At 55.5% G+C, this 25,197-nt stretch carries 28 protein-coding genes; 17 read left to right on the top strand and 11 right to left on the bottom strand.

Features of this window, described 5'->3' with window-relative positions; translation table 11 throughout:
* Positions 1–6: 6 nt before the first annotated feature.
* Positions 7–558, top strand: a complete 552-nt coding sequence (locus PG5_RS20415; RefSeq protein WP_020799015.1) for a glycoside hydrolase family 19 protein — start codon at positions 7–9, stop codon at positions 556–558.
* Positions 555–1,070, top strand: a complete 516-nt coding sequence (locus tag PG5_RS20410; protein WP_020799014.1) for a DUF2514 family protein — start codon at positions 555–557, stop codon at positions 1,068–1,070. Before PG5_RS20415 ends, PG5_RS20410 begins: the two co-directional genes overlap by 4 nt.
* Positions 1,071–1,082: 12 nt before the next feature.
* Here PG5_RS20410 and PG5_RS20405 read toward each other — a convergent pair whose 3' ends face one another.
* The 3 genes from PG5_RS20405 to PG5_RS20395 form a co-directional block, all read right to left on the bottom strand.
* A complete protein-coding gene (locus PG5_RS20405; RefSeq protein WP_020799013.1) occupies positions 1,083–1,403 on the bottom strand; it encodes a hypothetical protein in 321 nt (106 codons plus the stop codon).
* Positions 1,404–1,689: 286 nt separating this feature from the next.
* A complete protein-coding gene (locus PG5_RS20400) occupies positions 1,690–2,061 on the bottom strand; it encodes a hypothetical protein (RefSeq protein WP_020799012.1) in 372 nt (123 codons plus the stop codon).
* Positions 2,062–2,095: 34 nt separating this feature from the next.
* Positions 2,096–2,305 carry a hypothetical protein gene (locus PG5_RS20395; protein WP_020799011.1) on the bottom strand — a complete coding sequence of 70 codons (210 nt, stop codon included), beginning with the start codon at positions 2,303–2,305 and terminating at the stop codon, positions 2,096–2,098.
* Positions 2,306–3,371: 1,066 nt separating this feature from the next.
* Here PG5_RS20395 and PG5_RS20390 point away from each other — a divergent pair.
* From PG5_RS20390 to PG5_RS20380, 3 genes are all read left to right on the top strand, one after another.
* The gene (locus PG5_RS20390; protein ID WP_020799009.1) at positions 3,372–4,475 is read left to right on the top strand and encodes an alpha-xenorhabdolysin family binary toxin subunit A; all 1,104 of its coding nucleotides are present in this window, start codon (positions 3,372–3,374) and stop codon (positions 4,473–4,475) included.
* 90 nt (positions 4,476–4,565) lie between these two features.
* Positions 4,566–9,314 carry a hypothetical protein gene (locus tag PG5_RS20385; protein WP_020799008.1) on the top strand — a complete coding sequence of 1,583 codons (4,749 nt, stop codon included), beginning with the start codon at positions 4,566–4,568 and terminating at the stop codon, positions 9,312–9,314.
* A gap of 98 nt (positions 9,315–9,412) precedes the next feature.
* Entirely contained in the window at positions 9,413–10,762 is a 1,350-nt protein-coding gene (locus tag PG5_RS20380; protein WP_020799007.1) for a hypothetical protein, read from the top strand.
* Positions 10,763–10,886: 124 nt separating this feature from the next.
* Here the strand turns inward: PG5_RS20380 and PG5_RS20375 are convergent, their stop codons facing one another.
* Both PG5_RS20375 and PG5_RS20370 read right to left on the bottom strand, forming a co-directional pair.
* Positions 10,887–11,099, bottom strand: coding sequence for a hypothetical protein (locus tag PG5_RS20375; RefSeq protein WP_033045751.1), 213 nt, complete (start codon positions 11,097–11,099; stop codon positions 10,887–10,889).
* Between the two features lie 54 nt (positions 11,100–11,153).
* A complete protein-coding gene (locus PG5_RS20370) occupies positions 11,154–11,366 on the bottom strand; it encodes a hypothetical protein (protein ID WP_033040881.1) in 213 nt (70 codons plus the stop codon).
* A gap of 736 nt (positions 11,367–12,102) precedes the next feature.
* Here PG5_RS20370 and PG5_RS20365 point away from each other — a divergent pair.
* From PG5_RS20365 to PG5_RS20320, 10 genes are all read left to right on the top strand, one after another.
* On the top strand, positions 12,103–12,879 hold the full coding sequence (locus PG5_RS20365) for a transporter substrate-binding domain-containing protein (RefSeq protein WP_020799006.1): 777 nt from the start codon (positions 12,103–12,105) through the stop codon (positions 12,877–12,879).
* A 64-nt stretch (positions 12,880–12,943) separates the two neighbouring features.
* Positions 12,944–13,621, top strand: coding sequence for an amino acid ABC transporter permease (locus PG5_RS20360; protein ID WP_020799005.1), 678 nt, complete (start codon positions 12,944–12,946; stop codon positions 13,619–13,621).
* A complete protein-coding gene (locus PG5_RS20355; RefSeq protein WP_020799004.1) occupies positions 13,618–14,352 on the top strand; it encodes an amino acid ABC transporter ATP-binding protein in 735 nt (244 codons plus the stop codon). The genes PG5_RS20360 and PG5_RS20355 overlap by 4 nt, the downstream gene beginning before the upstream one ends.
* Positions 14,353–14,372: 20 nt before the next feature.
* Entirely contained in the window at positions 14,373–15,608 is a 1,236-nt protein-coding gene (locus PG5_RS20350; RefSeq protein ID WP_020799003.1) for a cysteine desulfurase-like protein, read from the top strand.
* 36 nt (positions 15,609–15,644) lie between these two features.
* Entirely contained in the window at positions 15,645–16,523 is an 879-nt protein-coding gene (locus PG5_RS20345; protein ID WP_020799002.1) for a MurR/RpiR family transcriptional regulator, read from the top strand.
* 53 nt (positions 16,524–16,576) lie between these two features.
* Positions 16,577–17,473, top strand: a complete 897-nt coding sequence (locus PG5_RS20340; RefSeq protein WP_020799001.1) for an allantoinase PuuE — start codon at positions 16,577–16,579, stop codon at positions 17,471–17,473.
* A 51-nt stretch (positions 17,474–17,524) separates the two neighbouring features.
* Positions 17,525–18,961: a dihydropyrimidinase gene (hydA, locus tag PG5_RS20335; RefSeq protein WP_020799000.1), complete on the top strand. Its 1,437-nt coding sequence runs from the start codon at positions 17,525–17,527 to the stop codon at positions 18,959–18,961.
* Positions 18,958–19,704, top strand: coding sequence for a fumarylacetoacetate hydrolase family protein (locus PG5_RS20330; protein ID WP_020798999.1), 747 nt, complete (start codon positions 18,958–18,960; stop codon positions 19,702–19,704). The genes hydA and PG5_RS20330 overlap by 4 nt, the downstream gene beginning before the upstream one ends.
* 342 nt (positions 19,705–20,046) lie before the next feature.
* Positions 20,047–20,265, top strand: a complete 219-nt coding sequence (locus PG5_RS20325; RefSeq protein WP_020798998.1) for a hypothetical protein — start codon at positions 20,047–20,049, stop codon at positions 20,263–20,265.
* 224 nt (positions 20,266–20,489) lie between these two features.
* Positions 20,490–20,804: a hypothetical protein gene (locus tag PG5_RS20320; protein ID WP_020798997.1), complete on the top strand. Its 315-nt coding sequence runs from the start codon at positions 20,490–20,492 to the stop codon at positions 20,802–20,804.
* 178 nt (positions 20,805–20,982) lie between these two features.
* On the opposite strand, the gene PG5_RS20315 is transcribed toward PG5_RS20320, so the two are convergent.
* Positions 20,983–21,486 carry a hypothetical protein gene (locus PG5_RS20315; RefSeq protein WP_020798996.1) on the bottom strand — a complete coding sequence of 168 codons (504 nt, stop codon included), beginning with the start codon at positions 21,484–21,486 and terminating at the stop codon, positions 20,983–20,985.
* 99 nt (positions 21,487–21,585) lie between these two features.
* Between PG5_RS20315 and PG5_RS34255 the strand changes: the two genes are divergently transcribed.
* Positions 21,586–21,774 (top strand): hypothetical protein, encoded by a 189-nt coding sequence (locus PG5_RS34255; protein ID WP_020798995.1) that lies wholly within the window; start codon positions 21,586–21,588, stop codon positions 21,772–21,774.
* Here PG5_RS34255 and PG5_RS20310 read toward each other — a convergent pair.
* Positions 21,743–22,162: a DUF6691 family protein gene (locus tag PG5_RS20310; protein WP_020798994.1), complete on the bottom strand. Its 420-nt coding sequence runs from the start codon at positions 22,160–22,162 to the stop codon at positions 21,743–21,745. The two genes, PG5_RS34255 and PG5_RS20310, sit on opposite strands and share 32 nt — an antisense overlap.
* 2 nt (positions 22,163–22,164) lie before the next feature.
* Positions 22,165–22,599: a YeeE/YedE family protein gene (locus PG5_RS20305; protein WP_020798993.1), complete on the bottom strand. Its 435-nt coding sequence runs from the start codon at positions 22,597–22,599 to the stop codon at positions 22,165–22,167.
* A 186-nt stretch (positions 22,600–22,785) separates the two neighbouring features.
* Here PG5_RS20305 and PG5_RS20300 point away from each other — a divergent pair, with 186 nt between their 5' ends.
* Positions 22,786–23,430: a DUF2268 domain-containing putative Zn-dependent protease gene (locus tag PG5_RS20300; RefSeq protein ID WP_020798992.1), complete on the top strand. Its 645-nt coding sequence runs from the start codon at positions 22,786–22,788 to the stop codon at positions 23,428–23,430.
* Between the two features lie 134 nt (positions 23,431–23,564).
* Here the strand turns inward: PG5_RS20300 and PG5_RS33720 are convergent, their stop codons facing one another.
* The 3 genes from PG5_RS33720 to PG5_RS20285 all read right to left on the bottom strand — a co-directional run.
* On the bottom strand, positions 23,565–23,879 hold the full coding sequence (locus PG5_RS33720) for a DUF2933 domain-containing protein (protein ID WP_080725277.1): 315 nt from the start codon (positions 23,877–23,879) through the stop codon (positions 23,565–23,567).
* Between the two features lie 156 nt (positions 23,880–24,035).
* Positions 24,036–24,254 (bottom strand): hypothetical protein, encoded by a 219-nt coding sequence (locus tag PG5_RS20290; RefSeq protein ID WP_020798990.1) that lies wholly within the window; start codon positions 24,252–24,254, stop codon positions 24,036–24,038.
* Positions 24,254–25,197: HAD-IC family P-type ATPase (locus PG5_RS20285; RefSeq protein ID WP_042955571.1), on the bottom strand; the 944-nt coding region annotated here is incomplete at its 5' end. The genes PG5_RS20290 and PG5_RS20285, both read right to left, overlap by 1 nt.

The raw sequence follows: 25,197 nt of genomic DNA, 5'->3' as shown, positions 1-25,197 counted from the left end.
CGAGCCATGCCTATCACCGCGCAGCAGTTGCTGCAGATCCTCCCGAACGCCGGCACGCAAGCCGGCGTTTTTGCATCTGCCCTCAACCTGGCTATGGATCGGTACCAGATCAATAGCCGGCTACGGGTGGCTACTTTCATCGCCCAGGTGGGTCATGAGTCAGGCCAGTTCCGTTACGTGAAAGAGCTCGGCGGCGATCAGTACCTGAGCAAGTACGACACCGGGCCGCTGGCAAAGCGTCTCGGCAATTCGCCAGAGGCTGACGGCGACGGACAAAAGTACCGCGGGCGCGGTTTGATCCAGATCACCGGGCACGACAACTACCTGGCTTGCAGCAGGGCGCTATTCGGCGATGATAAATTGCTGCGCACACCTGAGTTGCTCGAGCAGGCTGAGTGGGCAGCCAAGTCGGCGGCGTGGTTCTGGAACTCACGGAACCTGAACGCGCTTGCCGATGCGGGCGACTTCACTCTCATCACCAAGCGGATCAACGGCGGCATCAATGGCCTGGCCGAACGCCAAGCCTTCTACCTCCGCGCGCTGAAGGTGCTGGCATGAACCCGCTCCTGGTCCGCCTCCTTCCTTACGTAGCAGCGGTGGCGCTGGTAACCGGCGCGCTATTCGGCGCCTATCACCATGGGCTATCGGTGAAAGAAGCTGAATGGCAATCCGCCTGGAACGATCGCGATACGCGAGACGCCGAGGCCAAGGCCGAAAATGAAGCTGCGGCCCGAAAACGGGAACAGGCCTACCAACGCTCAATTGAAAAGGCGACTCAAGATGGTCAACGCACGATCGACCAAGCAATTGCTGATGCTGCCGCTGCTCGCGCTTCTGCTGTCGGCCTGCGCGAGGCAGCCGACGACCTTGCCGGTCGCCTCTCAGCCAGTGAAGCCAGCGGCAATTCCTGCACTGCCGCCGCAAGCAAGGCAACTGCCCGCGCCGCAATGGTGCTTGCCGACGTGCTCAAGCGCGCTGACCAGAGAGCGGGCGACCTGGCTGCAACTGCTGACCAAGCCAGAGCCAGGGGAGTGACCTGTGAACGGGCCTATGATGGTCTCTCGCGTTAATTGCGCACATGCTCAACCTCTCAGGTTGAAAGTTTGCAACTCGAGAATGACCCTTTCTTTTTGATCCAGGACCAGCGTCAGACTTCGGATTTTGAAAAGCTGGTCGGTGGTTTCCGCCTCCAGGTTCGCCATCCATGTCCGCTTCTTTGAAAGCTCGATCGACAGCTGGTCGTTCATTTCCACTAGGGTGGAAATATTTTCCTTTGCCGCCTGTAGCTGACGCTTTAGATCCTGAACGTCTTCCTCAAGCATGCTTGCGTAATGCTTTACGGTTTCTAGCCTGGTCGGGCTGCCGAGCCACTCACTGGTGTCTTCGATTTCGTAGGGATCCACGGTCACGCCTTTTGAATACTGTTTGCATATACAGTAATCGAGGCGTGATATTTCCGCGAGGGTTAGGCGACCAGCGATTGGTAGGGGGATGGTGTGAGGTCGGCAGAACGCCGGGAGAAAGGTGAGAAGCCTGTCTAAAACTACCTCGGGCTTGCTCGGATTCATTAGCCCGAAAGGCGCTGAAATCGGGCTAGGGTTTTAGACAATTGCTGATGCATACCCGCGAGATTGAAGGCGTGTAAGCCATTCCCGATAGTACTGATGCATTACCGACGTGCGATGTGCTTCACGGTTCGCTCCAGCCGCTGACAGCGCCATCATAGAATTCCACCGACGCGCCGCGCCCATCACCTTCACCATAGTGCCAAGTCGTGATGAGGCCGCCTTCTACCTTTGTAGGGCTACCGAGCAACCTTTCCACGTCTGCCTCCGATAGACCCTTTTTAAGCCTTCGCCAATTAACTTTGTCTGGTGGAATGGAGGCAGCAGCATTTCGCTGATGCAGTTGATCCTCAAGTGTCGCTACGCGACGCTCCAGGCTGCGAACGGTTTCCTCAAGCTTATCCACTCGAGATTCGGCGGTCGACTGCGCAACGACCTGTCCGCAGGACGCGAGGAAAAAGAAAGAAAGTACGAAAAGATAACGATGTGTAATCACTTGGTTCTTCCTTTGTATGGCTTTCCAATTGTAGTCAATCGGGCGTCATCATCACGGCGAGCGTCATCTTGATGAATTCTTCGTTGCGGTCGATTGCGACCAGGGCGCCACGAACGTTGTCGGCAACCTCTGTCCCGCCGTGTTTCTCGACCCACTCTGACAATTCCATAATCGCGGCCTCGAGCGCGAGTTGGTTTTCGTTGAGCTTGAACAGCAGGGAAGGGAGCAGGTCTGAATTTGGCATCGCGGATCCTCGGTTATGAGGTCAGCGTAGCATCGCATTTGATGGGGAGTTCATGTCGGCAGAACGCCGGAGAAGTGTGCGCAAAACCTCCTCTGGAGGCCGCGTGTTTTCGTTTGCAAAACCACAAAAAAGCGGGTTTTTTGCCGCCCCTAAAATGGGTCATATTCTTTTTAAAACAATAGCTTAGGTTGCTACAGTCCCCAGCATGGGGTGCTAGGGGTCGAGTGTTCGAATCACTCCGTCCCGACCATTTATTCTTTAAGAAATCCAGTCACTTAGCGGTGACTGGATTTTTTTATGGCTGATCGTTTTCTCGCGGAGCTGATTTTTGCCCCCACTGAGGATTTTGATCATCCACTGGTGGGGTGGGATTGGAATTAACATAGGTTAATCCTGGGTGAGGTGTTCAATAGCATCGGGTTGCGAGGCGTGCACGATTGCATCTTTTAAAGGGAGGAGCTTTTTCTTCTTCAGGTATCAAAGTCCACGTATCCGCCACATCTCTCCAGGCAGAGCCCATAAGACTGGCTCCACGGCCTCAAAAAGCCGCGAGGCGAGGCCGTTCCCCCGGTTTCAAGTCAGAGCGTCAGCAATGTCGCATAAAGAGTTTCAGCCTCCTGCAATTCTTCCCGGTGCGTTTGATCGCAGCTGCTCAGGGGCGATACCACAAAATCGCGAGCCCGAGTATTTAAGCTTTCGAATGGATACCTAATAACAAATCGAACGCTAATTGCCATTTAGTTGCATCTGTCGCTCAATTCGGACATTGCGTTGCTTGAAATCGTCTAGGATTAATTTGCTTCCACTCAGTCCTTTAGTGGAATTCCAAAGCTCTGGTACTCGGTGTGGCATTGATCGAACGCGATTTGCCGGCGTATTCGCTACGCCTTCTTCGTGCGTGGCTTAATGGCTGATCTTCCGGGCTGTGTCGTTGTAACAGCAAATTTACAGAATCAATTCGAGGGTTGCGATTTGAAGATAGGGCTGTGGTTTTATTGCCTGAAATTAAGAAAAGTTGACCGCACAGATTGATCCTTACACATCAATAACCTGGAAGGTGACAGTGATGAGTGAAGATAGGAAACCCAACATCGGACCGCAAGATCTGGCTGCGGTAAAAGACTCGCCCTTTCTCCTCAGTCAGCAGGAGTGGTATGCCATCCAGCGCTATGTGATGAGTGTGCTGCAGCTTCCCGATGATGAGAAAAAAATGCGCAAGGACCTGGCCACGGGGCCAGCTGAAAAAATTCCCTACATTGGCCCGTTCGACGAATTCAAGGATCTGCTTACGGGTTATCAGCGCATCATCCCTCACGTCAAAAACTGGAAAGAGAATATATTTCCAAGGACAGTCCAACTGGCGCAGGATATTTCCAACTATGCAACTAGCGCAAGAACTTACTACAGCGCGTTGATCCCGCCCATTGACACACTTTTCCTGGATCCTGGTAATGAAGCTGCGAAAAACAGGATTGCCAGTCTTTGTACCAAGCTTGCCAAGGAAGCGAAGGATAACGAAGACCGCGCAACTGAGGTTTACAAAGACATTAGCGAGTTTGCGCAGCAAACCAGCGACGACGAGATACTGCTCAAGAACCTGTTCCAGCAATACGAGGCCAAGTATGGCAAGCACGGTGCGCTTATAGCGGCCAACAAAAAAGAGATGGACAGCCTTGCTGCCAAGATTGAGCAGCAGAATAAAGAGTACGAACACGCGTGCATCGTGGCCGAGACAACACCGACTTATGCCTGGATAGTTTTTTGGGTGGCACTGATTGTCGCGTCGATCTATGGCGACAAGGCCGCCAAGTTGAAGCACGAAATAGACGTCAAGAAAGACAGGATCAAGCAACTCAAAGATGAAGAGCAGCGGGCGATAGCCCTGATGGGGACGCTCAACGTCGCCCTCAAGGGGTTGGTTGATATCCAGGACAAGATAGCGGCGGCACTGCCCAGTATTCAGAAAATCAAGGGTGTGTGGAACGCCATTGGAAGTGATCTGAACAAGATCGGCAAGATCATCAAGCAAGATATCCTGGAGGAAGCTGATCTGAAGGACCTTGGTGTGGAGAATGCCATTGCTATGTGGCAGGAGTGCAAGCTCAAGTCCGATTCCTATCAGGCCCACGCTTTCATCGACCCTCCCGCACAGGAAGAAAAAACGGCTTGAGCAGATCCCCTCTGTGGTGAAGGGCGGTCATGCACAAAGCTAAGACGATTGCCCGTGCTCTCCCGCGTTTTCATGACAGGAATCGCAGCAATGAACGTATGGCAAACGGCGTTTGATGACGCGCGCAACACACCCGCATGGAAAGGCATTTTCCCTGCTCGCAGAGAGAACATCCGCTACACGCGGGAGGTGAATACATCCTCGGATAAATGGGTCTTCAGGGACCTGTGTATCGACCTGCAAGCGGATGTTGCACAGAGACTGGCGGCAGCCGACAACAAGCCATTGACCATCTCCATCTTCGCCGACACGGTCTACGTGCCCAAGACGCTGAGCATGACCTTGAAGAACATAGCGCTGATCATCGTGGCGCGTACGGTCGAGGTCCCTGAGCCGGCCACGCTGCATCTGGATTTCAACAGCGCCTTCGGTGCAAGTCTGTTGTTGTTCGCCACCCGGGTGGCCGGAAACTTCCAGGTCGCGGCGCTGATGGGCAAGCCGGAGCAAGTGCCTGTTGCCCTTGGGAAGGCGCTCGGGGTCTGGATCAAATACGATCATGCGGCGCAAAAGACCAAGGTTGTAGTCCCCCCGGCCCTGCTGGGTAAATGGTTTGAAAACGGCTCGCCGCTCTGGCTCATGGCCGTTTCGGCATTTCAGATGGCCACCGTCCTTGTCACACCCTCATTGAACCTTTCATACACGCCGGAGCAAGCGTCGGTGCTGCGCGAGAAAGCCAATGCAATGCTCGATTTCATCCAGCGGTGTGCAAAGGACTCGCCCCCGCAGAACGCCGAGTGGCAGGACCTGGCACAGGAGAGCAAGGCGCTGGCCGCAAGCCTTGCGGCGGTCGTCCCTGGGGGACTGGAATGTGCGCAAGCCTACGCTCGCTTGCTCAATCGGCAGGCCTCGGTGCAGGAGCGCCAGCGCAAGATGAAGGAAATCAGGCGCGCAACTGATCTGAAAAACCAGGCGCCTTCGTACGAAATCGTCAAGACCAAAACGCAGCCTCCCAAACCGCAAGAGATCAAATACATTCGCCACGGTGCGCAAACGATCGATGTGAAGGCGTTGAATGGGTGGGCGCGTCCGGTGCGGCGCGTCACCCTTTCCGGTGTCGAAATCGAACTGGACGAGTTGGACCGCAGCGGGTTCCTGAAAACCTATGCTGGCCAGAAGGACATTCAGGAGCTGTGTATTCATGCCGATACGCTGGTGATAAAAACCAGGGTTCATTTCCCCCAGACCGATGTTTTCATCTATTGCCGCGAGCTTTACTTCGAGGGCGCTGACGCCTGCCTCGATACCGAGCCCGTCGCGACCGAGTATCGAGGCACACTCTCCAAGGACGGGCTGGATGGCGCCAAGGCCGGCGATATCTTTCTGTACGTACAACGCTTCGCCACCACTGAGGAAGAATCGACAAGGCACTTGCGTGCGGTGGGAGGCAAGGGGCAGGACCCCGATGAAGGCGATCTGGCGTTTTCCTTCACCCAACGCCATCTGGTTTGTATCACCAAGGAGCAGTGGGATGGCCTGTTCAGCTATACCAATCGCAAGGTAGGCGGTTCGCCGGTGGCGGCGCCGCAATGGAGTCAATACAAGGACTATCAACCGGCGACAGCGCTCGATCAGTCCCGGGGCATCGTCTACGCAGAGCTGAAAGTCGATGGCCGACTCATTGACAGTGCAGGCTCCAAGGACGGCCCAGGTATGGGCGGTAAAGGACCGATACCGGGCAGACCAGGCACTGGAGGCGCCGGGGGTAATCTTTGCAGCACGCTGCCCGATCAAGTGGCGTCCTATACCGATCTGTCTGGAGGCATGTCCGGTACCCGGATGACCTCAACCAAAGGCGGGTGGGGAGGAACTCCGGACACGGCCTACTGGTTTCTTTTTGAGAACAAAGAAGTAAACGGCAAGGTCGAGCTTGTGCCGACCATTGAAAAACATCAGGCAACAGCAGGCCCGGATGGCCCTGCTGGTCCTGAACCTCGGGAGCCAGCAGGCACTGCCGGTAGCTGCACGGCGATCGAGCAGGCGCGGGTAAGTCCCTGGCTGACGACCATCAACCTGAAAACCGCCGTGCAGTTTGCCAAAAATGCGCTCGCCAGCGGCAATACCGATCTGGCTCGCGAATTCCTCAGCCCTTACCTGGAAGTGCTGCAGGCGCTTCCAATAACAGACAAAGACGATGCCTTTTTGCAATTGGAAGATGAAGTGTCGAGCCTGGTGGAGCAGGCGATTCAAAATGTCGACTACTTTGGCAATCCTCCAGGCTGGGTGCCCATGTTGTCGCTGGAAAGTGCGGTGAAAATCTATCAGAGCCTCTTGAGGTCCTCCATAGGGGAGATTTACACCGCCTACTACCTGCAAAAGGCCTGGCAGGCCAAGGAGGATCGTCAGGCAGCCGTGCAGAATCTTCTGGGGCTTCTGACAAAGAACACAGACACCACACAGAAAGCGTTGATCACCACTCGGGCGGATGTCATCACGACCATCCAGGCATTGCGGCAACTTAATGTCGAGATAGAGGAAAAGCTCCTCAAGCCTCTGGAGCAAATAGAAAGAAGATTGCGCGACGACGCGGATTACCTGACGGGTGAGGCCGAAAAGATGGCGATCATCTCGGCGTCTTTCAAGATCTTCGCGGCGGTGGCTAAAGCGATTCCGCTTCCCGAGCCCTATCAGATGGCTGCAGGCGCGGTCGGAACCGTCTTCGATGTGGCCGGTGATTTCGTCAAGGAGGGAGGCTTCACGGACAGTGCCTTCGGCAAGCTGAAAAGCGGCGTCAATGATTTCGTGACATCCAACTCTGACAATTTTGTGGAGCAGTCTGCAAAGGGGATGGATGACGCCCTGCTGGATGCGAAAAAGGACATCAATCAACTGAAGGACAAGGCCGACGCTGCGTCGAAGAAAAAAGACGATTTGCAAGGTGCCTACGATGAGAAGAAGAAAGCACACGACGAGTTGGTGAAAAAGGAAAAAGAGCTGCTGAATAAAAAACGTGACCTGTTGTTGTACGGCCGTGGACAGCGCAAGAAGGAGGAAGAGGAGCAGCTTCTGAAAGGCTTCAAGTCATTTGAGGAGCAGCAGAAGAAGGAGCTGGATAAAAACACGGTTGATTACAACAGCCAGTCCGGTGAGGTCACCAGGGTCGAGGGCGACATCAAGAAAAAGGAGATCGCCCTGAAAGAGTCGCAGGTATTGGTTGAGAAGGCGAAAAAGGACAATGCCGCGAAAGTGAAAAAGGGCATTGAACAAGTTAAAAAAATAGCTGCCGGCGTGGAATCCATCGGTAAAACCGTCAACGAATTGATGGTGTCACGATCACAGTTGAACAGCGCCTGGGATAAAACGCTGGCAAAACTGATGCTCAACGACAAGGAGTTTCAGGACGTCACCAATCAATTGGCGGTACTGAACCTGCGCAAAACGGCTTTGGCTACCCAACTGCTGGCGCTGAAAACCAGTCTTGGTCAACAAAGCAATCAGATATCCAACAACCTGCTGGCGATCAACGTTCTCGGCAGTCAGCTGGGCGGCAGTCGGGATGCCCTGGACCCCGCGGCGATCGCTTACGTGCAGTCGATCAGTCACGAGGCGCATCAAACCCTCATGCAGTTCCTCTACTACGTCGTCAAGGCTTATGAATATTACACCGTCGAGCCGTGGGGCAAGCTGGATGAGGGGGCGCAGAAGCTCTTTGAGAGTTTGCAGAATGTGCTCGAACCGTCTGACCAGATTACCGGGATCGATAATCTCGGCGAGGATGAACAAAAGAAACTCCAGGCACTGCTCAACAAACCCGTCTCCTTCAAGGACAGCATGCTGACGCAGGACGATTTTGAACTCCTGACGATTGTGTACGAAAAACCCTTGCGGGATATGGGTAAACGCCTGGCAAGTCAATTAGCTTCAGGTTCCGGACGCCTGTTGAAGGAAGCGCCGAAGATCGTGACGTTAGCCAGGGAGCAGCTGCATGAGCTAAACGGCAGAATCAGGGAATCTATTGTCGAAAACACCATTCCACTGTCGCTGACGCGGCTGCGTCAGATCGATGAGACCAGCGAGAAACAACGTATCGGCAACATCAAGGTGGTGAAGGTCCAATGCAGGAAACTGGGCAAGGCGTTTCCCGACTCTGTCACGTTCAAGGTCAGCCACTGCGGCAAATCGGTGGTGCGCTCACAGGGCAAATTGTTTGCTTTTGAACCCGAGGGCGGTCGTGAAGAGGATCGGGGACAACAATCCAGGGTGGTTTTCAACACGAGGGGGGGCCAGACCGCCGATGAGGGTTGGGTGATCGCAAACGAGATCGGCATTCTTCAGGGCAAGGCCTTGTGGCAGCCCACCCTGGACAGGCAGGAGAACCTGTTGACACAGTTTCTGAACAGTGATGCGGCCGGTGCAGGTATTACGCTCTCGGAGTTTCGTCCAGGTGTGTTTTCAGACTTTGAACTGACCGTCGAAATCAGTCCACCGGAATGCAGAATCGAGCTGGAGGAGATACGGCTGCAGATTACGTCAGAGGCTGGCGAGGTGCCGAAAGGCCAGAAAATCATCTGTGTGAGCACCCTGCCAGCGCTGGCCATTCCAATCACGACCAACCTCAAAGACATGAGTGATTGCTCCGGTGGGCTTGGTAACTACGTTGGCGTTTTCCAGGACATGCAGAAAATGCGGGTCAGCGTGCCAGAACGTTATGGCAACTATGTGCATACGGGCTGGTGCATCGACGGAGAAACCAAGCCGCACAATGGGCAGAACTATTACGAGGTCAGCAAAAGTTCGTACCTGGTGGCGCATTTTGAAGAACAGAAGTTACCGCAAACATAGTCAAGACTCAGCCAATCCTTTGGCTTGCATGTAAAGGCATGAGCCTGTGAGTCGCCTGGTTTACCAGGACGATTCACGGGTTCAGCGGGAGAATTATCATGCATCGACGCAACTCGACCCTCAGATCAATCATGTTGTCACTCTTGGTGACTGTGGGGTTGGCATCGGAGGTGTCCCGCCACGCAGCGGCGGAAAACGCCGCCGTTGATTTTTCCCCGGGGCAAGCCAGTCAACTGTTCGCCCTGCCCGTGGCAATGTGGTCGAACATCAATCAATTTGCATTTCTGGTGTGCCTGGATGAGCCGGGGGTAAAAGCGACCCTCAATGATCGCCTGAGCCAACTGGGGGGATACAACGAACTTCGTTCCCGTTGCCAGGTATGGGGCTCGACGACCTTTTCGAAGTTGCAGGCGTTGGCGACGGAACTGGCCTCGGGCGAAATGAAACCGCTTCTGTTGCGATTACAAACCGCGGTTGCCAATCTGTCGAGTAACACCGGTGCCGCGCGCAGCGAATTCGATCAGGCAGCCGATAATGTGAGCAAAAAGTTGACCACCTTGAACGAACTCAGCCAGCAGGTGAATCAACAGTCAATGGCATTCAAAAATGCGAGCGATACGGTCATCGGCCAGTACAGGAAAAACAACCCGCCTGATTCAAGCTGGGTAAACATTGGTCCCAAAATGGAGGATGTGGGGTTGGCAATGGGGACAATGGTAGGCCGGTGGAATATGTTGACCTCGAATCTGGCTTATCTACGCAAAACCGTTGCTTTGCCCGCGGGAACCGCCGGAGTTCCTCAATTGTACGACCTGGACCTCGAAGTCGGCGTCAATGCCTGGGACGAGATCTCTCAGCGTGCCCGCCAGTTTCTTGCCGATATGCCTGCACAGGACAGCTATTTGTCCGGGGCGAATTATTATGAAAATTGTCCACTCGATGAAAATAAATGGTACTTGATGACCAACTCGTTTTTATCCGACAAAGGCTATGTTTTCACGGCCCAACGTCCAGGGCAGGTGTCCACGGTCCCGCAACACAATGCCAAGACCATCATGAAACCCCGTGCTCAACAAAATGATCAGGTCAATTATGACGAAGCAGGGTCCCAGCAATGGCGATTTCATCGATATGGAAAAGGTTGGTGGGGTATTGAAAGTCGCATAAGAAACGATACCGGCCAGCCGGCAATATTCTTACTCGATAATAAGGCGCAAGTGGAACGCGTGATGCAGGGGCCGGGTGGGGCGGTAGCGAAGAGTTATTGGTGGCGTTGCCTAAAAACCGATGAAAGTGGCTGGTTTCGTCTTGCAAATGCAACGCTTGGCGATTTGAAGATTCTGGATACGTACAATAATCCTGATATTTTCTTCCCTGGTTTCATGGGCGATACAAAGGAAGATTACAGCGGTCAGTTTTGGAGGCTTGCGCCTGCTGGAAATCCATGAGGAAGACATTGCATCCGGCGATTATGTGCAGGAATTTTTTAATCAGGGTAATGTGAGTCTTCTTTGAAAGGTTACGGATTGGACGTCTGGATCAATCGTAACCTTCATTCCTGAAGAAACAAATTTACATATCAAATTGAATTCTGAGTACTTGCCCGGTATCCCCAGCGACCTCCGCTTGATAGTTTCCAAATGGAAATGAGGCATTTGCATGTCCGGGAAGCGCGTTTGCCCAGTTATCCACCATGTTTTGAAAGGCGCCTACTAGGGGGGTCAGGCCGTGATTAGCGGCAAACGCCATCAGATCATTAGCTGCAGTGGGGGTCCAGTGTGCCATGTGATCACCTCGTATCCTTCGTTCATCGACCGATTGTTGTCGGAAATCTAAAAATTATAAATCAAATTCAATTTTATCGACCTGACCCGCGTTCCCGGTGACCTCCGCTCGATATTGACCGAAAGGAAACACGCGGTGAGCGAATCCTGGGAGATTGTCTGCCCATGTATCCACAGTGAGTTGAAAGGCTCCAACAGTTGCATTTAAGTTATGGTTTGCAGCGAACGCCATCAGATCATTTGCTGCACTCGGCTTCCAGTGTGCCATGTGATCACCTTCTGGTTGATATGAAAATGCATGATTAGATGTGTTTCATGTCGCTGGATGATTATGTATGGAAATCACTGGTACGCAATGTGTTAATGGATGCCCTTGCCCGTTTACCGATAGGTGGTATCGGGTCGCCAAGAATTTTCGCTGATGGCGTAAAGTTGGTGCTCTTAGTGTTTTCGAGTTTGGGTATGCGTAAGTGTAGATAGGCGGGATGTGAAGGATTGTTGGATTTTCTATAGCGATTCGAAGTAATGGTTTTGTAGTTTGAGTGTCGCGCAGATTGGAATGTTTTGTAATTGTGCTTGGAAGTATTAGTTTGTGAAATAACTATAATTTCAGCAAATTGTTATCAACTGTTTTTAGTCGTGAAGTGTTGATTTCGACAGCAACCCCTCTCGCTTGGACAGGCTTAGTCGGGGAATGAAGCAGATGTACAGGTGTGATTGCGACCACGGCCTTGCTGGATGATAGGCGATTGCCGCCAGATGTTGAAATCTGAGCCCGGAGTCCTCTGTCTTCCGCGAGGTCTGGTGAGCGTGGCCACCTTGGTCGGTTCTGACCGAACTGGCCCTTTGGACGTGACGCTTGAGAAAACTGAAGGCAGCGATGGAGTAAAAAATTCACATTAACGATTTGTTGAAATAAATAATCCACTGATTTACTCTCGATCCCACGTTGCACGAGATCAACCGCTGTTAGCACCTAAAAAAACAAACAATCGGGAGCAAACATGAAAGCGAAAGTGATGTTGGGATTATTCATGACCGCCGCCGTTGCACTGCCGGCCTGGTCAGCTGACTGGACGGTAGGAGCTAACGTTGGCAACGTGCCTTGGGAGTTCCAGGACGCCAAAGGGGAGTTCGTCGGCTTCGAGGTCGATGTTGTAAAAGAGGTGGCCAAGCGCGCCGGGAAAAGCGTCGAGTTCGTCAATATTCCATTCAATGGCCTGTTCAGTGCCGTGCAATCCAAGCGTGTCGAGATCGCTATCTCCTCCATCACCATCACCCCTAAACGCCTCGAGTCAGTTGCCTTCGCACAGCCTTATTTCGACAGCGATCAGTCCCTTACTGCGCTGACCACGTCCAAGGTCAAGAGCCTGGCTGATATGAACAATAAGGTCGTTGGCGTCGATACGGGTTCGACCGGTGACATGTGGATTGGCCAACACATGGACGAGTACAAGTTCGCCGACGTCTCGCGTTATGAGGGGCTATCGCCGGCCATGCTTGATTTGGCTTCCGGGCGCATCGATGGCTACCTCAGCGACATTCCCGCGGTGCTCTATTACATCAAGGACAAGCCGCAATACACCATCGTCGCTCGCATTCCCACCGGTGAGCGCTATTCGCTGATGCACGCCAAAGGCTGGGCGATGAGCGATCAGGTCAACGACATCATCAGCAAGATGAAAGAAGACGGCACACTCGGAAAGATCCACAAAGAATGGTTCGGCACCGACGCGGCTAAAGACTCGAGCACTCTGCAAGTGACCGCTGTTCTCAAGTAAGCCTTGCTGCTGTTGCATGAAAGTGGCGACGCCCGTTCGCCACTTGTATTGACCGAGGTATCCCATGGATCTTTTGCAGACATTTTTTAATTGGAATGTGCTCATCGAGTCACTTCCGCTGATGATGCGTGGTCTGGGCGTCACAATTCTGCTTGGAGTGGTAAGTATTGCCCTGGGCCTCGTGGGTGGGCTGTTGCTGGCGCTGTTGAGGTTGTATTCCTACGCACCCGTTCGGGCGCTGGCACGTATCTACATCGATATCATGCGCTCCATTCCATTGCTGGTTTTGCTGGTACTGATCTATTACGCACTGCCTTTTGTGGGTATCCGACTGTCGTCTTTTGCGGCCGCTGCCAGTGCGCTCTCGCTTGTGTCCTGCGCTTACAGCGCGGAGATTTTTCGGTCGGGTATCGAGGCCATTCCCCGTGGCCAGTTTGAAGCCTCGGCATCTCAAGGCATGAGCTTTTTCAACACCATGCGCGACGTCGTTTTACCCCAGGCCATACGCATCGTAATGCCGCCCATGACGAGCAATTGCATCAACGTCATGAAAGACACGGCGCTTGCCTCGGTGGTCGCAATGCCTGACTTGTTGAAACAGGCAACCCAGGCGCAGGCGTTGGCTGCCAACCCGACACCGCTGGTAGGGGCTGCCTTGCTGTACCTGTTGCTGCTGTTGCCGTTGGTGCAAATGGTCAGCTGGGTTGAGCGCCGTAATGCCTCGGGAGGAAAAACCGCATGAGCACATTGATCGACATCGAAAAGCTAGACAAGTACTACGGCAGCTTCAAAGCGTTGAGTGATATCAACCTGCAGGTTGAAGAAGGTGAAGTGGTGGTCATTCTTGGCCCGTCCGGCTCGGGGAAATCGACCTTGATCCGCTGCATCAATCTGCTTGAAGACTATCAGCAAGGCCATATCCGTGTGGCAGGTGAGCGGGTCGAAAACGGACCCCGACTGGCCGCCATCCGCAGCGAAGTCGGCATGGTGTTTCAAAGTTTCAACCTCTATCCGCACCTCAGTGTTCTCGACAATGTGTCGCTGGCGCCGATTCGGGTGCGGGGGTTGAGTCGGCGTGATGCTCATGCCCGGGCCAAGGAATTATTGGTCAAGGTCGGCATGGCCGATCATGCGCACAAATACCCTAGCCAATTGTCTGGCGGCCAACAGCAGCGTGTGGCAATCGCCCGCACCATGGCTATGGAACCTCGGGCGATTCTGTTCGATGAACCGACTTCTGCGCTGGACCCGGAAATGGTTGGCGAGGTGCTCGATGTCATGCAAAACCTCGCTCGCTCCGGTGTCACGATGGTCGTGGTCACTCATGAAATGGGCTTTGCCCGTCGGGTCGCCGATCGAGTCATTTTCATGGAAAGCGGACGCATTGTTGAGCAGAACATCCCTGAACCGTTTTTTACCGCACCTAAGGAAACACGCACACAAGCGTTCCTGCAGGCCATCCTGCATCACTGAATCCGGCTGGAGAAAGTAGAGTGAATCCTCTCGATATCGATTACGTTCGCAAGCAATTTCCAGGTCTGGCCGGTGGCTTTGCCTACATGGATAACGCCGGTGGTTCGATGGTGCTGAGCTCCGTGGCGCAAAGGGTCAGCGATTACCTGCTCAACAACAGTGTGCAATTGGGCGCGTCCTACCAGGCTTCCGTCGACGCTGGCGAGCGAGTGATGCAGGCACGTCACTCGGTCATGCAATTGATCAACGCCGAGCATCCCGAAGAAGTGATCATGGGCGGATCGACCACCCACTTGTTGCAAATCCTGTGTCGCGCCATCGCCCCGTCAATCGTCCCAGGCGATGAAATCATCGTCACCAATTGCGATCACGAAGCGAACATCGGTCCATGGGTCAAGTTGTGCGAAAGCCGTGGCGCGACCTTGCGTGTGTGGCAAGTCAATCCCGACAGTTGTGAACTCGAGCTGGATGACCTGCAGGTTTTGTTGAATGACAACACCCGCTATGTGGCGATGACCCACACCTCGAATATTCTTGGTTCAGTCAATCCGGTTGCCGAAGTGGCGCGGCGTGTCCATGCAGTGGGCGCCAGGTTGTGCGTGGACGCCGTCGCTTATGCGCCACACCGACTGGTGGATGTGCAGGCCAGCGGTGCCGATTTCTACGTCTACAGCTTCTATAAAACGTTCGGCCCGCACTTTGCCGTGCTCTGGGGGCGTCGTCATTTGTTGCTTGAGCTGCCGAGCCTGAACCACTTTTTCATCGGCCAGGACGTGGTGCCTTACAAATTGCAGCCGGGCAACGTCAACTACGAGTTGTCATTCGGTTGCATCGGTATCACCGACTACCTGCTCGACATCAGCACCCGTCTTGGCGCCCAAGGCAGCGAGCGCAAGTGCATGCAGGCAGCGTTCGATGCCTTCGAGGTGCAGGAAGATTTGCTTGCCGAGCGCTTGCTAGCGTTTTTGCGCCAGCGCGAGGGCGTTCGCATTATTGGCAAGGCACATATCCGCAATCGGGTACCTACGATCAGTTTCGTGGTTGAGGGGGGTCAGTCGGAGGCCATTGTGCGCAGGGTCGATGAGCACCGGATCGGCATTCGCTTTGGTGACTTCTATGCGCGACGGCTTATCGAAGCCCTTAGGCTTGATCGGTTTGGCGGGGTAGTGCGTGTGTCGTTGGCGCATTACAACACGCTGGAAGAAGTCGACCGTCTCATCACTGCGCTGGATCAAGCAATCGATGCGTTGCGTTGACAGGCCTACACCCTTCTAATTTGACGAGCCTTCATCATGGCCTTACCTGAAACCCTTGCAGAGCTGCGTGACTGTATAGCGGCACAGCACGAACACCTGACCGGTCGCTTGCGCGATGCTGCCCGATTCCTGATCGACAACCCGCATGAGATCGCACTCAACACGGTAGCCGAACTGGGTAAGCGTTCGAGTATCGCGCCCACCGCTTATATCCGGCTGGCTCAGGCCCTTGGCTTTGCAGGTTTCAAGGATTTGCAGCGGCTGTTCCGTGCACCGCTGCAACAGGCTGCCGACTCCCAAAGCGAACGCAGTGAGCGCATTCGACACTACGGCGGTGAGACGTTGCTGGAGGACCCGAGTGACGTCGGCGCGATTTTGCGCGAATTCAGTCAGGCCAATATCGTTTCCCTGGAACACCTGGCTGAAGGGGGGGAGCAGGCGAATATCGAAGCGGCCATCGCTCATCTGCAAGTGGCGCGAACCACCTTCGTTATCGGCATGCGTCGCGCCTTTCCGGTGGCGGCATATCTGAGCTACGCATTGAGTCGTGTGGGCCGTAGAACCGTGCACATCAGCGGTGCTGGCGGCACCTTGCCTGAGCAGGTCAGCGCCATTGCCGATGATGATTTATTGATAGCTGTGAGCTTTCCGCCGTACGCCAATGACACCATTGAGGCTTGTCGCCAGGCGCGCCAGGCTGGCGTGACGCTGGTGGCGATCACTGACAGCGTTCTGAGCCCCATCGGGCAGATGGCCGATACCGTGATTGAGGTTAACGACGCTGAACTGCTGGGCTTTCGTTCGCTTACCGCGTCGTTCTGTATTGCGCAATCCCTGGCCATGGGGCTGGCCTTTAGCGAGTGGCAATCGGATAGCACTTTCAGTCATGACCGACTGAAAGAGATCGACTGCTAAGTCGCTACCTTCGCTACGTACTTTTTAACCAGTCACTTCAGGAGACGATCCCGATGGTTTCACCTGCACGCGATTTAGTGGGTTACGGTAGAAAACGCCCGCAAGGCACCTGGCCGAATGGCGCACGATTGGCCATCAGCCTGGTGATCAACTACGAAGAAGGCTCCGAACGCTCGCTCGCCATGGGCGACCCGGACCAGGAGTCCATGACCGAATGGGGTAGCTATTCAATACCCGACGGCACACGCAATCTGGCGATGGAGTCCATGTATGAGTACGGCTCGCGCGTGGGGATCTGGCGGATTCTGGATATTCTCGATCAGCAATCGGTAAGAGCAACGTTTCATGCCTGCGCTGTCGCCTTTGAGCAGAATCCCGATGTTGCTCGCGCTGCAGTGGCCGGTGGTCACGAAATTTGCAGTCACGGGTATCGCTGGGAAGAGGTGTTTCGCCTGACTGAAGAGCAGGAACGTGAACACATGCGCTTGGCCATCGAGTCCTTCGAGCGCACCTGTGGCAAGCGTCCTGTTGGTTGGTATTGCCGCTATGGCGCCAGCGTCAACACACGGCGCCTGGTCGCCGAGGAGGGCGGTTTTCTTTACGATTCCGATGCCTACAACGACGATGTTCCCTACTTCGTCGAGGTCGAGGGCAAGCGGCACCTCGTGGTGCCTTACACCGCTGATGTGAACGATTTCCGCTACTGGAATTCTCCAGGGCTTTCCCAGGCATCGGACTTTTTCGAGTACATGAAAGAAAGCTTTGAAGTCCTGTATGAGGAATCCGCTGAAGGGCCACGGATGATGTCGATCGGGCTGCACCCGCGCATGGTAGGCCGTCCCGGGCGGGTAAGGGCGATCAAGCAATTCATCGAGTATGCCAGGCAACACGGTGGTGTCTGGTTTGCCACGCGGGAAGAGATCGCCCGTGCCTGGCTTGAGCGCGGTTGATTGCGTGTCAATCACGCTCGCTCAACCACAGTCATTTCAAGGCGGCCTGATATGCAATTTTTCGATACGGTGATTCGCAACGCCCGCGTGGTAACCGCCGCGGACACGTTTACCAGCGATATCGGCATTCGGGATGGGCGCATCGTCTCCCTTGGCCTGGACCTGCCGCCAGGTCACCAGGAAATCGACGCGGCAGGCCGGCATGTCACCCCCGGTGGCATCGACAGCCACGTGCACCTCGACCAGCCGACCGGCGACGGCTCGGTGATGGCCGACGACTTTTTCAGCGGCACGGTCTCGGCGGCCTGCGGTGGCACCACCACCGTCATCCCGTTCGCCTGTCAGCAGAAGGGCGAAAGCTTGCGTTCTGCCGTCGATGACTACCATCGTCGGGCGGGGAACAAGCCGGTGATCGATTATGCCTTCCACCTGATCGTCACCGATCCCACCCCGCAGGTGCTGCGTGAAGAACTGCCGGCCTTGATTGCTGAGGGCTATACATCGTTCAAGATCTACATGACCTATGATGCGCTGAAACTGGGCGACCGGGAGATTCTCGAGACGTTGTCGGTCGCGCGCCGCGAGGGCGCCATGGTGATGCTCCACGCCGAGAACAGCGATTGCATCGCCTGGCTGACCGAGCGGCTACTGGCGGCCGGGCTGACTGCGCCGCGCTATCACGCCGCGTCGCGGCCGATGCTGGTGGAGCGCGAAGCGACCCATCGCGCCATCGCCCTTGCCGAGCTGGTGGATGTGCCGATCCTGATCGTGCATGTGTCGGGTCGCGAGGCCGTGGAGCAGATTCGCTGGGCCCAGAGTCAGGGGTTGAAGGTGTACGCCGAAACCTGCCCGCAGTACCTGTTCCTGACCGCCGCCTCGCTGGGGTGTGACGACAGCTTCGAAGGTGCCAAGTGCGTCTGCAGCCCGCCGCCGCGCGATGCCGCCAACCAGCAGGTGATCTGGGATGGCCTGGAGAACGGTTCGTTCGAGATTTTCTCGTCAGACCACGCACCCTTTCGCTTCGATGGCCCTGATGGCAAGAAGGCTCACGGTGAAGAAGTGTCGTTCGACCAGATCGCCAACGGCATTCCCGGTGTCGAAACCCGCATGGCATTGCTCTGGTCCGAAGGCGTGCGCAGTGGGCGCATTACCCCGCAAAGCTTTGTTGCGCTGACCTCCACTAATGCCGCCAAGATGTATGGGTTGTATCCACGCAAGGGCAGCATCGCTATCGGTGCCGATGCCGACCTGGTGATCTGGAACGAAGGAGAGTCGGTGCACCTGTGCAACGAAATGCTGCACCACAACGTCGATTACACGCCTTACGCCGGCATGACGCTGAGCGCCTGGCCGGCCATGACCCTGTCTCGCGGTGAGGTGGTCTGGGACGGCGAGCCACGCGGTGAGGCGGGTCGGGGCCGGTTTCTGCCGTGCGAGCGCCCGGCGCCGGCGCAAGTGCGCCGTCGCAAGACTGAGTTGCCATTGTGAGTGCGGTCGCGCAGGTCGCCGCCACCCTGATTCGTGGTTGGCGTGAGGGGCGCCAGCAACCGTTGCCAACCATGGAACTGGCTAACGAAGCCCAAGCCTATGCCGTGCAGCATCAGGTCGCGGATGCCCTCGGCTGGTTCGCCGACGGGCCGCCAGCGGCCTGGAAACTGGGCGGCGCACCGGGATGGCTGATCAGCGCCGCCGGGGTACCGGCAATGGCGATACACCCCTGCGGTTGGCAGGTTCCGCCGGGCGATGCCTTTGGTTTCGGGATCGAGGGAGAGCTGATCGTGCGCCTGTTGCGCGACCTCGACCAGCACACGGATCTGGCCATGGCACGTGCGGCGGTCGATGTCTGGATGCCGGGCATCGAACTGTGTGGTACGCGCTGGCTGCAGGGCGCTCAGGCCGCGCCACTGCTTCGGCTGGCCGACCAGCAACTCAACCGCGCGCTGGTACTCGGTGCACCGCAAACGCTGGGGGAAATGCCGGATTGGTCAAGACAACAGGCGGTGTTGCGGGTAGACGGGAAGCCTGAGTTCGTCGGCGTTGGCAGCCATCCATTCGGTGAGCCGCTGAGTTCGCTGCCGTGGTTGGCGCGTCACGCTGCGGCATTGGGCAACCCTTTGCGAGCCGGTGACCTGGTGGCTTGTGGTAGCTGGACCGGTATTTACTGGGCATCGGCCGGGGTGCAAGTGGAAGTCGAGTTTGCCGGGATAGGGCGGGTTGCCTTGTCGACTTGATTTTAAAAGGTCACTTTTGGCCCCTTTTGGCCGACAGCTGCGACCCTGCACGGAGCTATCCCGGCCACCTAAGGGCCTGGCTTGGCTGGAACTAGGCAAGTCAAGTCGGGCTCTTTGACCCCGTTCCAGTTTTGAAACGTAAGTTCGACTGCTGACCCCTGCCAAGTTCTTCCGAGACAGCCCTCGAGCCATCTTAATGAGTTCTTTTTCATTGAATGCTCCACGCCGCGCACGGCGGTCGGCATTGGGTTGAACAGGGGGGAGTTAACCGTTCGTCAGGGCTCACGCACGATCAGCCAATTGGCAAGTCGATTAAGTAGCCCAAAAAAAGAAAGGTTCCTTATGCGACCGCTAATCCTCGATTTGCCGAATGGGCGTGAGCTCGCAAATGAACTTGATCTTGCTATTGAGCAGATGATGGCCATCTCGGTCGAGCTAATCGGTGGCGCAGAGTGGATCGCGGCCTCCACCAGGCAGCAGCAAGCCTTCCAAAAATGGCGAGAGTATCTTCAGCTGATGGCTTATGGGAGAGTGCATGTCGACTCATTAAAGGTTGCCTGAATTTACGGCTCCTTGTAGCTGAGCCAGAGCAAGTTGAGCGGAGCTGCTGCTTGAGTTGGATGCTTCAACTACAAGCATGATGCTGCTGGTTTCATCACGAGACACGGCGGGAGTCGATTGGGATCTGGCCGTTCAGAGGCATCGCGATGTTTGTGAGGCCTGGAACTCATTCATCCATCAGCCAGTCCCCAAGGCGAACATTTGAACGCAAGGCGTAGCCTAAAATGAACTACAGACGCCGTGAGGATCAGGTGTTGAGTTCAGCTACATTTGAGCAATCAGCCAAACAGGTGAAGCTCATGACTTGCTTGATTTGCAACGGGCCTGCAACGGCAATTGATGCTGATGAAGATTATCTGGAGAGGGCCTGTCCGAAGTGCGGGCATTATCGAATCACCGGTGCGGCGCTTGTGCTGATAAAAGCCCACGGCTGGCACTTTGACGTGGAGCTGGCCAGGAAGTGGATCGCGGACAATCAGGCATCTGGCATGATTCCAATCATCGATTCGCACCAGGCACCTCGCTTGATCGACGTTTAGATTCACTTCATGTTGCTTTTTCGACAGTCCGGCGAAAGACGGGAAGGGCAACTGCCTGTTCACGCCCAGTCGTCCTGCCCGCTTTGTCGTAACCCCAGAGGTTGCTGCCGTCGAACCGCTCAGGGCCGAGGTAACCGAGATGCAGTGGTTCGACGGTACAGCGGTAATTGCGCTGTTCTTATTGGCCGGGCTTGGCTGGCGGCTGCCCCTGCATGTAGTTTTGATGCCACATCATGTGATCCATCATCATCTGTTGCATCCCGGTGTACCTTTCCATCATGTACTGGCGTTGACTCTTTTGCTCCGGGGTCAGGTTTGAGTAGTCGTGCCAGCCCATCGTGTGGCCAGCACCCATCATGTGGTCGCCACCCATCATGTGTTTTTTGCCCATCATTCCCGGCCCCCACATGCCATTCATCATGCTCATCCCATGTTGCATCGTTTCCCAATGCTCCTGAAGGAGCTTTTGCCGTTGCTGGGGATCCTGGGTTTGCTGGATTTTCTCCATCTGTGCCTGCATCTTCTTGAAGGTGTCTTGCGCCTGAGCCATCTGTTTATCGAACTCGGCAACATTTGGCGTTTGTTGCTGCGTCTGGGTCGGTTGAGATGGCTCGGCTGCGAGGGCCCATGCGGGGGTTAGGGATGTGACGAAGAAAAGCACGGCCAGTTTGCTATTTTTCATGTTTAGCTGCCTTGGGTGGGGGTGAGCTGAACCCAATTCTGAGTTAACCGATTGCGGAATTTGCGTTAGCCCGCATTCGCCAACATGACGGATTTCAGCATGACGATCGCCTGTGACCCTTCGCTAGTTAACAGGGCTGTCAAAAACAACCTTGATATTTATCAGATACCGAAGGGGTTCTATGGCGAACGCATCTTCCCGCCGGCCAACGCTGCAGCAGTGGTCGCGCCACCGCCCGTTCATGGCAGCCAACCGATCAATGGCTGCGCCGGGATTCCAGCGCAGTGAACAACAGCATGCCAGCCAGCATGGCTAACATGAATACGATGGCTTGCCAGTGCCCGGTCAGCAGTATGACTACAGCAGGACCTGGACAGATCCCGGCGATTCCCCAACCAATGCCGAATAACAGGCTGCCGCCAATCAGGCGTGGGTCCAGTTCACGCTTGACCGGTAGCTGCATTGGCCGTCCCAGCAGCGAGCTGGATTGTCGGCGTGCCCAGGTCAGGGGGGCAACGGCGACGCCAATCGCGCCAACCATGACCAGCGCCAGGGAAGGATCCCAGGCACCGGTCAGATCCAGGAAAGCCAATACTTTTCCCGGGTTGGCCATGCCTGCCAACAGAAGGCCGAAGCCGAACAGCAAGCCGGCAATGAATGCGCTCAGTTTGATCATGTTCAGCCCCCCAGCAGATGACGCAAGACATACACCGTGGCGAAACCACTGAACATGAAGCACGCAGTGGCAACCATCGATCGCCGCGACAGGCGCGATATGCCGCACACTCCATGGCCACTGGTGCAACCGGAACCGTACCGTGTGCCGATGCCCACCAATGCACCGGCAACAATCAGTCCGAACCAGCCGCTGTGAAACTCAATTCGCGGCAGCGTGGCGAACAAGCCCCATAGCAGCGGCGCGATGAGCAGGCCCAGGAGAAACAGTGCTTTCTCACTCACCCCCTCGCATCTACGCTGTAAAAGACTGCCGATCAGACCGCTGATGCCTGCAATACGCCCGTTGGCGACCACGAACAGACTGGCCGCCAAGCCGATCAAAGCGCCGCCCGCGAGGGATGACCAGGGGGTGAAGTTGAGCCAGTCGATAGTCATGAAGTTTCTCCGGCGCAAAACGTAGGCAGAAGCGAAGGGTGCTAAGTGTTAATGTTTGGAACGGTCACGCATTTTCGTACTGATCAATAAACGAACTCAACTCGGTCGGTCGGAACAGGGCTGATCAGCGCAATCTAGTTGACGACTTATCGCGTTACCCAAGGCTTTATGCAAGGAGGCATGATAATGACATCCATAAATTTCCATTTCATCGACGCGCGCGGCGCGCTTATCGATCACCGTGATTGGCTTCACACCCGCCTGTTAGCAACCTACGCAAAGGCAAGTGCGTTGATGCCGTTGCGCCCACTTGATGTGATCGTGAAAGCTGGCACTCATGTCATTCCAGAAAAGGGGCATCTGGGATATGCGCCGGAACCAGGCCTTATCTTTTTGACCGTAGATCCTGCAAGTGACATTTTCAGAGCCAACCAGGAAGCGTCGTTCGAACGAATGTTTGCACATGAGCTTCACCATGCCGCCCGATGGGATGGGCCAGGTTATGGATCGTCTTTAGGTGAAGCGCTTGTTTCGGAGGGACTGGCGGGCGCCTTTGCACAGGAAGTCTGTGGTGGTTTACCTGAACCATGGGAGCGCCTCGATGTGTCTGACATTCGACGCCATGTCGCAATGGCGGCAAGCGACTGGAGTCGCAAGGATTATGGCCACGACGCGTGGTTCTTCGGTGCATCTGACCTCCCAAGATGGTTGGGCTATTCTCTTGGATTTCATCTCGTCAAACGATTCCTGCTGGAGCATGAGGGCAGTACATCTTCCAGTCTCGTGGAGATGGAGGCCGAAGCGTTTCGTGGGGTGCTCGCAGTTATCTAAAACGTTCGGGCTTGGTCATCAATCGATCTTCGAACTGTGGACACGCCTCGTATTGTGCATCTAACCAGGCGTTCAAGCCGACGCCCTGGCTCTGCGCACCTGGCTTCATGGCATTACGCACAGACGTTGAATCGTCATGCAGGGCGATCGGGATATTTCGTCTGATTATCGGGTAGACCATCGTGCGCCTCTTGGCCATTGCGAGCGCTGGTGTGCTGATGTCCACAGCAATTGGCATGTTCATTACTCTCACCGTGTTTATGTCCGCCATGCCCACGATGCATGAAAAAATGCATCAGTGGACAGGCCAGTAACAGTAGGAATGGCAGATAGGGAAGGACGTGAGCCCTGTGCTCGGCAAACAGGAAATAGCCGGCGATGGCCAGGAAGCCTAAAAAGTACCAGTGGGTGCCCCTTGCGCGGTGCTGGGGCAAGTTATGTTGATTCATGATGGCACTCCTTGCAGGGAACGGGAGAGAGGGTCATGACGCAAGGCCACTTCCAATTTTGCTGAAGCGCTATCGTAGGTGTGAGCATAGCGAGCCAGAGCATCGGTTTACGTGTCCAATGCGTCGGAAATTCAGGGTGGTGAGTCGCATAAAGTATCAAGGCAGATTCTTCCTTTTCAGTTGCCGATTGGCCCCGGCCATGTCCTTGTCGAATTGGCGGACACCTCGGAAAAGTTGCACCCCGACCACGACCGGGCACAGCAGGAAAATCGCTGCTATGACAAACGATTTTCCGGTCAACCCCAGCAGGTAAAGCACGGTGGCGATGCCCACAACACTCACCAGGAGGCAGATAATCAGAACTTCGCGATTCATTATGTAACCTCCTGACTCAAGCCAATACGGGCACGTTTCAGCAGCGCGGAGTTGGCGATTACCGACAAGGAACTGAGCGCCATAGCGGCGGCAGCGATGATGGGATTAAGCAGGCCAAAGGCCGCAATTGGAATGCCGATACTGTTGTAGATGAATGCCCAGAACAGGTTCTGTTTAATCTTGACCATGGTTGCGCGCGACAGCTTGATCGCGGTGACCACGTCGCGTACATCGTTCTTGAGCAGGATGATGCCGCCAGTTTCCTTGGCGACATCGGAACCCGAGCCGATGGCGATGCCGATGTCAGCGGTGGCCAGGGCAGGTGCATCGTTGACACCGTCGCCAACCATGGCCACGACCTGCCCTTCGCTTTGCAATTGACGGATCATTGCGGCCTTGTCGTCGGGCAAGACCTCGGCAATCACTCGCTCGATGCCGACCTGCCGCGCGACCGCTTCGGCAGTCCGGTGGTTGTCGCCGCTCAGTAGCACGACCTTGATGGCGCTGGCCTGCAATGCCGCAACGGCTTCAGCCGCTTCAGGTTTTATGGTATCGGCCACAGCAATTAGCCCGAGCAAGCGGTCGTCGACCCCGACCAGCATCGCGGTCTTGCCATCGGCTTCCAGGCCGATGAGGTGCTCCTCGGCAGCCTCGGTCGAAATGCCTTGGCGGGCGAACAAACGTCGGTTGCCCAGCCAGATTTTGCGACTGTCGATACTGCCTTCGATGCCGTGACCGGCGATCCCACTGATGCCGGTCGCCTTCGGCAGGCTGATGCCGCGATGCCGTGCGGCGCGCACTATCGCTGCGCCGAGCGGATGTTCTGAACCGGACTCCACGGCGGCGGCGAGCATCAAGACCTCGTTTTCCATCGCGGTCCCAAGCGAGATCACATCGGTTACGTTGGGTTCTCCTCGGGTAATGGTGCCGGTTTTGTCGAACA

The organism is Pseudomonas sp. G5(2012) (assembly GCF_000408945.1).
Classification (GTDB): Bacteria; Pseudomonadota; Gammaproteobacteria; order Pseudomonadales; family Pseudomonadaceae; genus Aquipseudomonas; species Aquipseudomonas umsongensis.
This window is presented reverse-complemented; position numbering and strand designations above follow the sequence as displayed.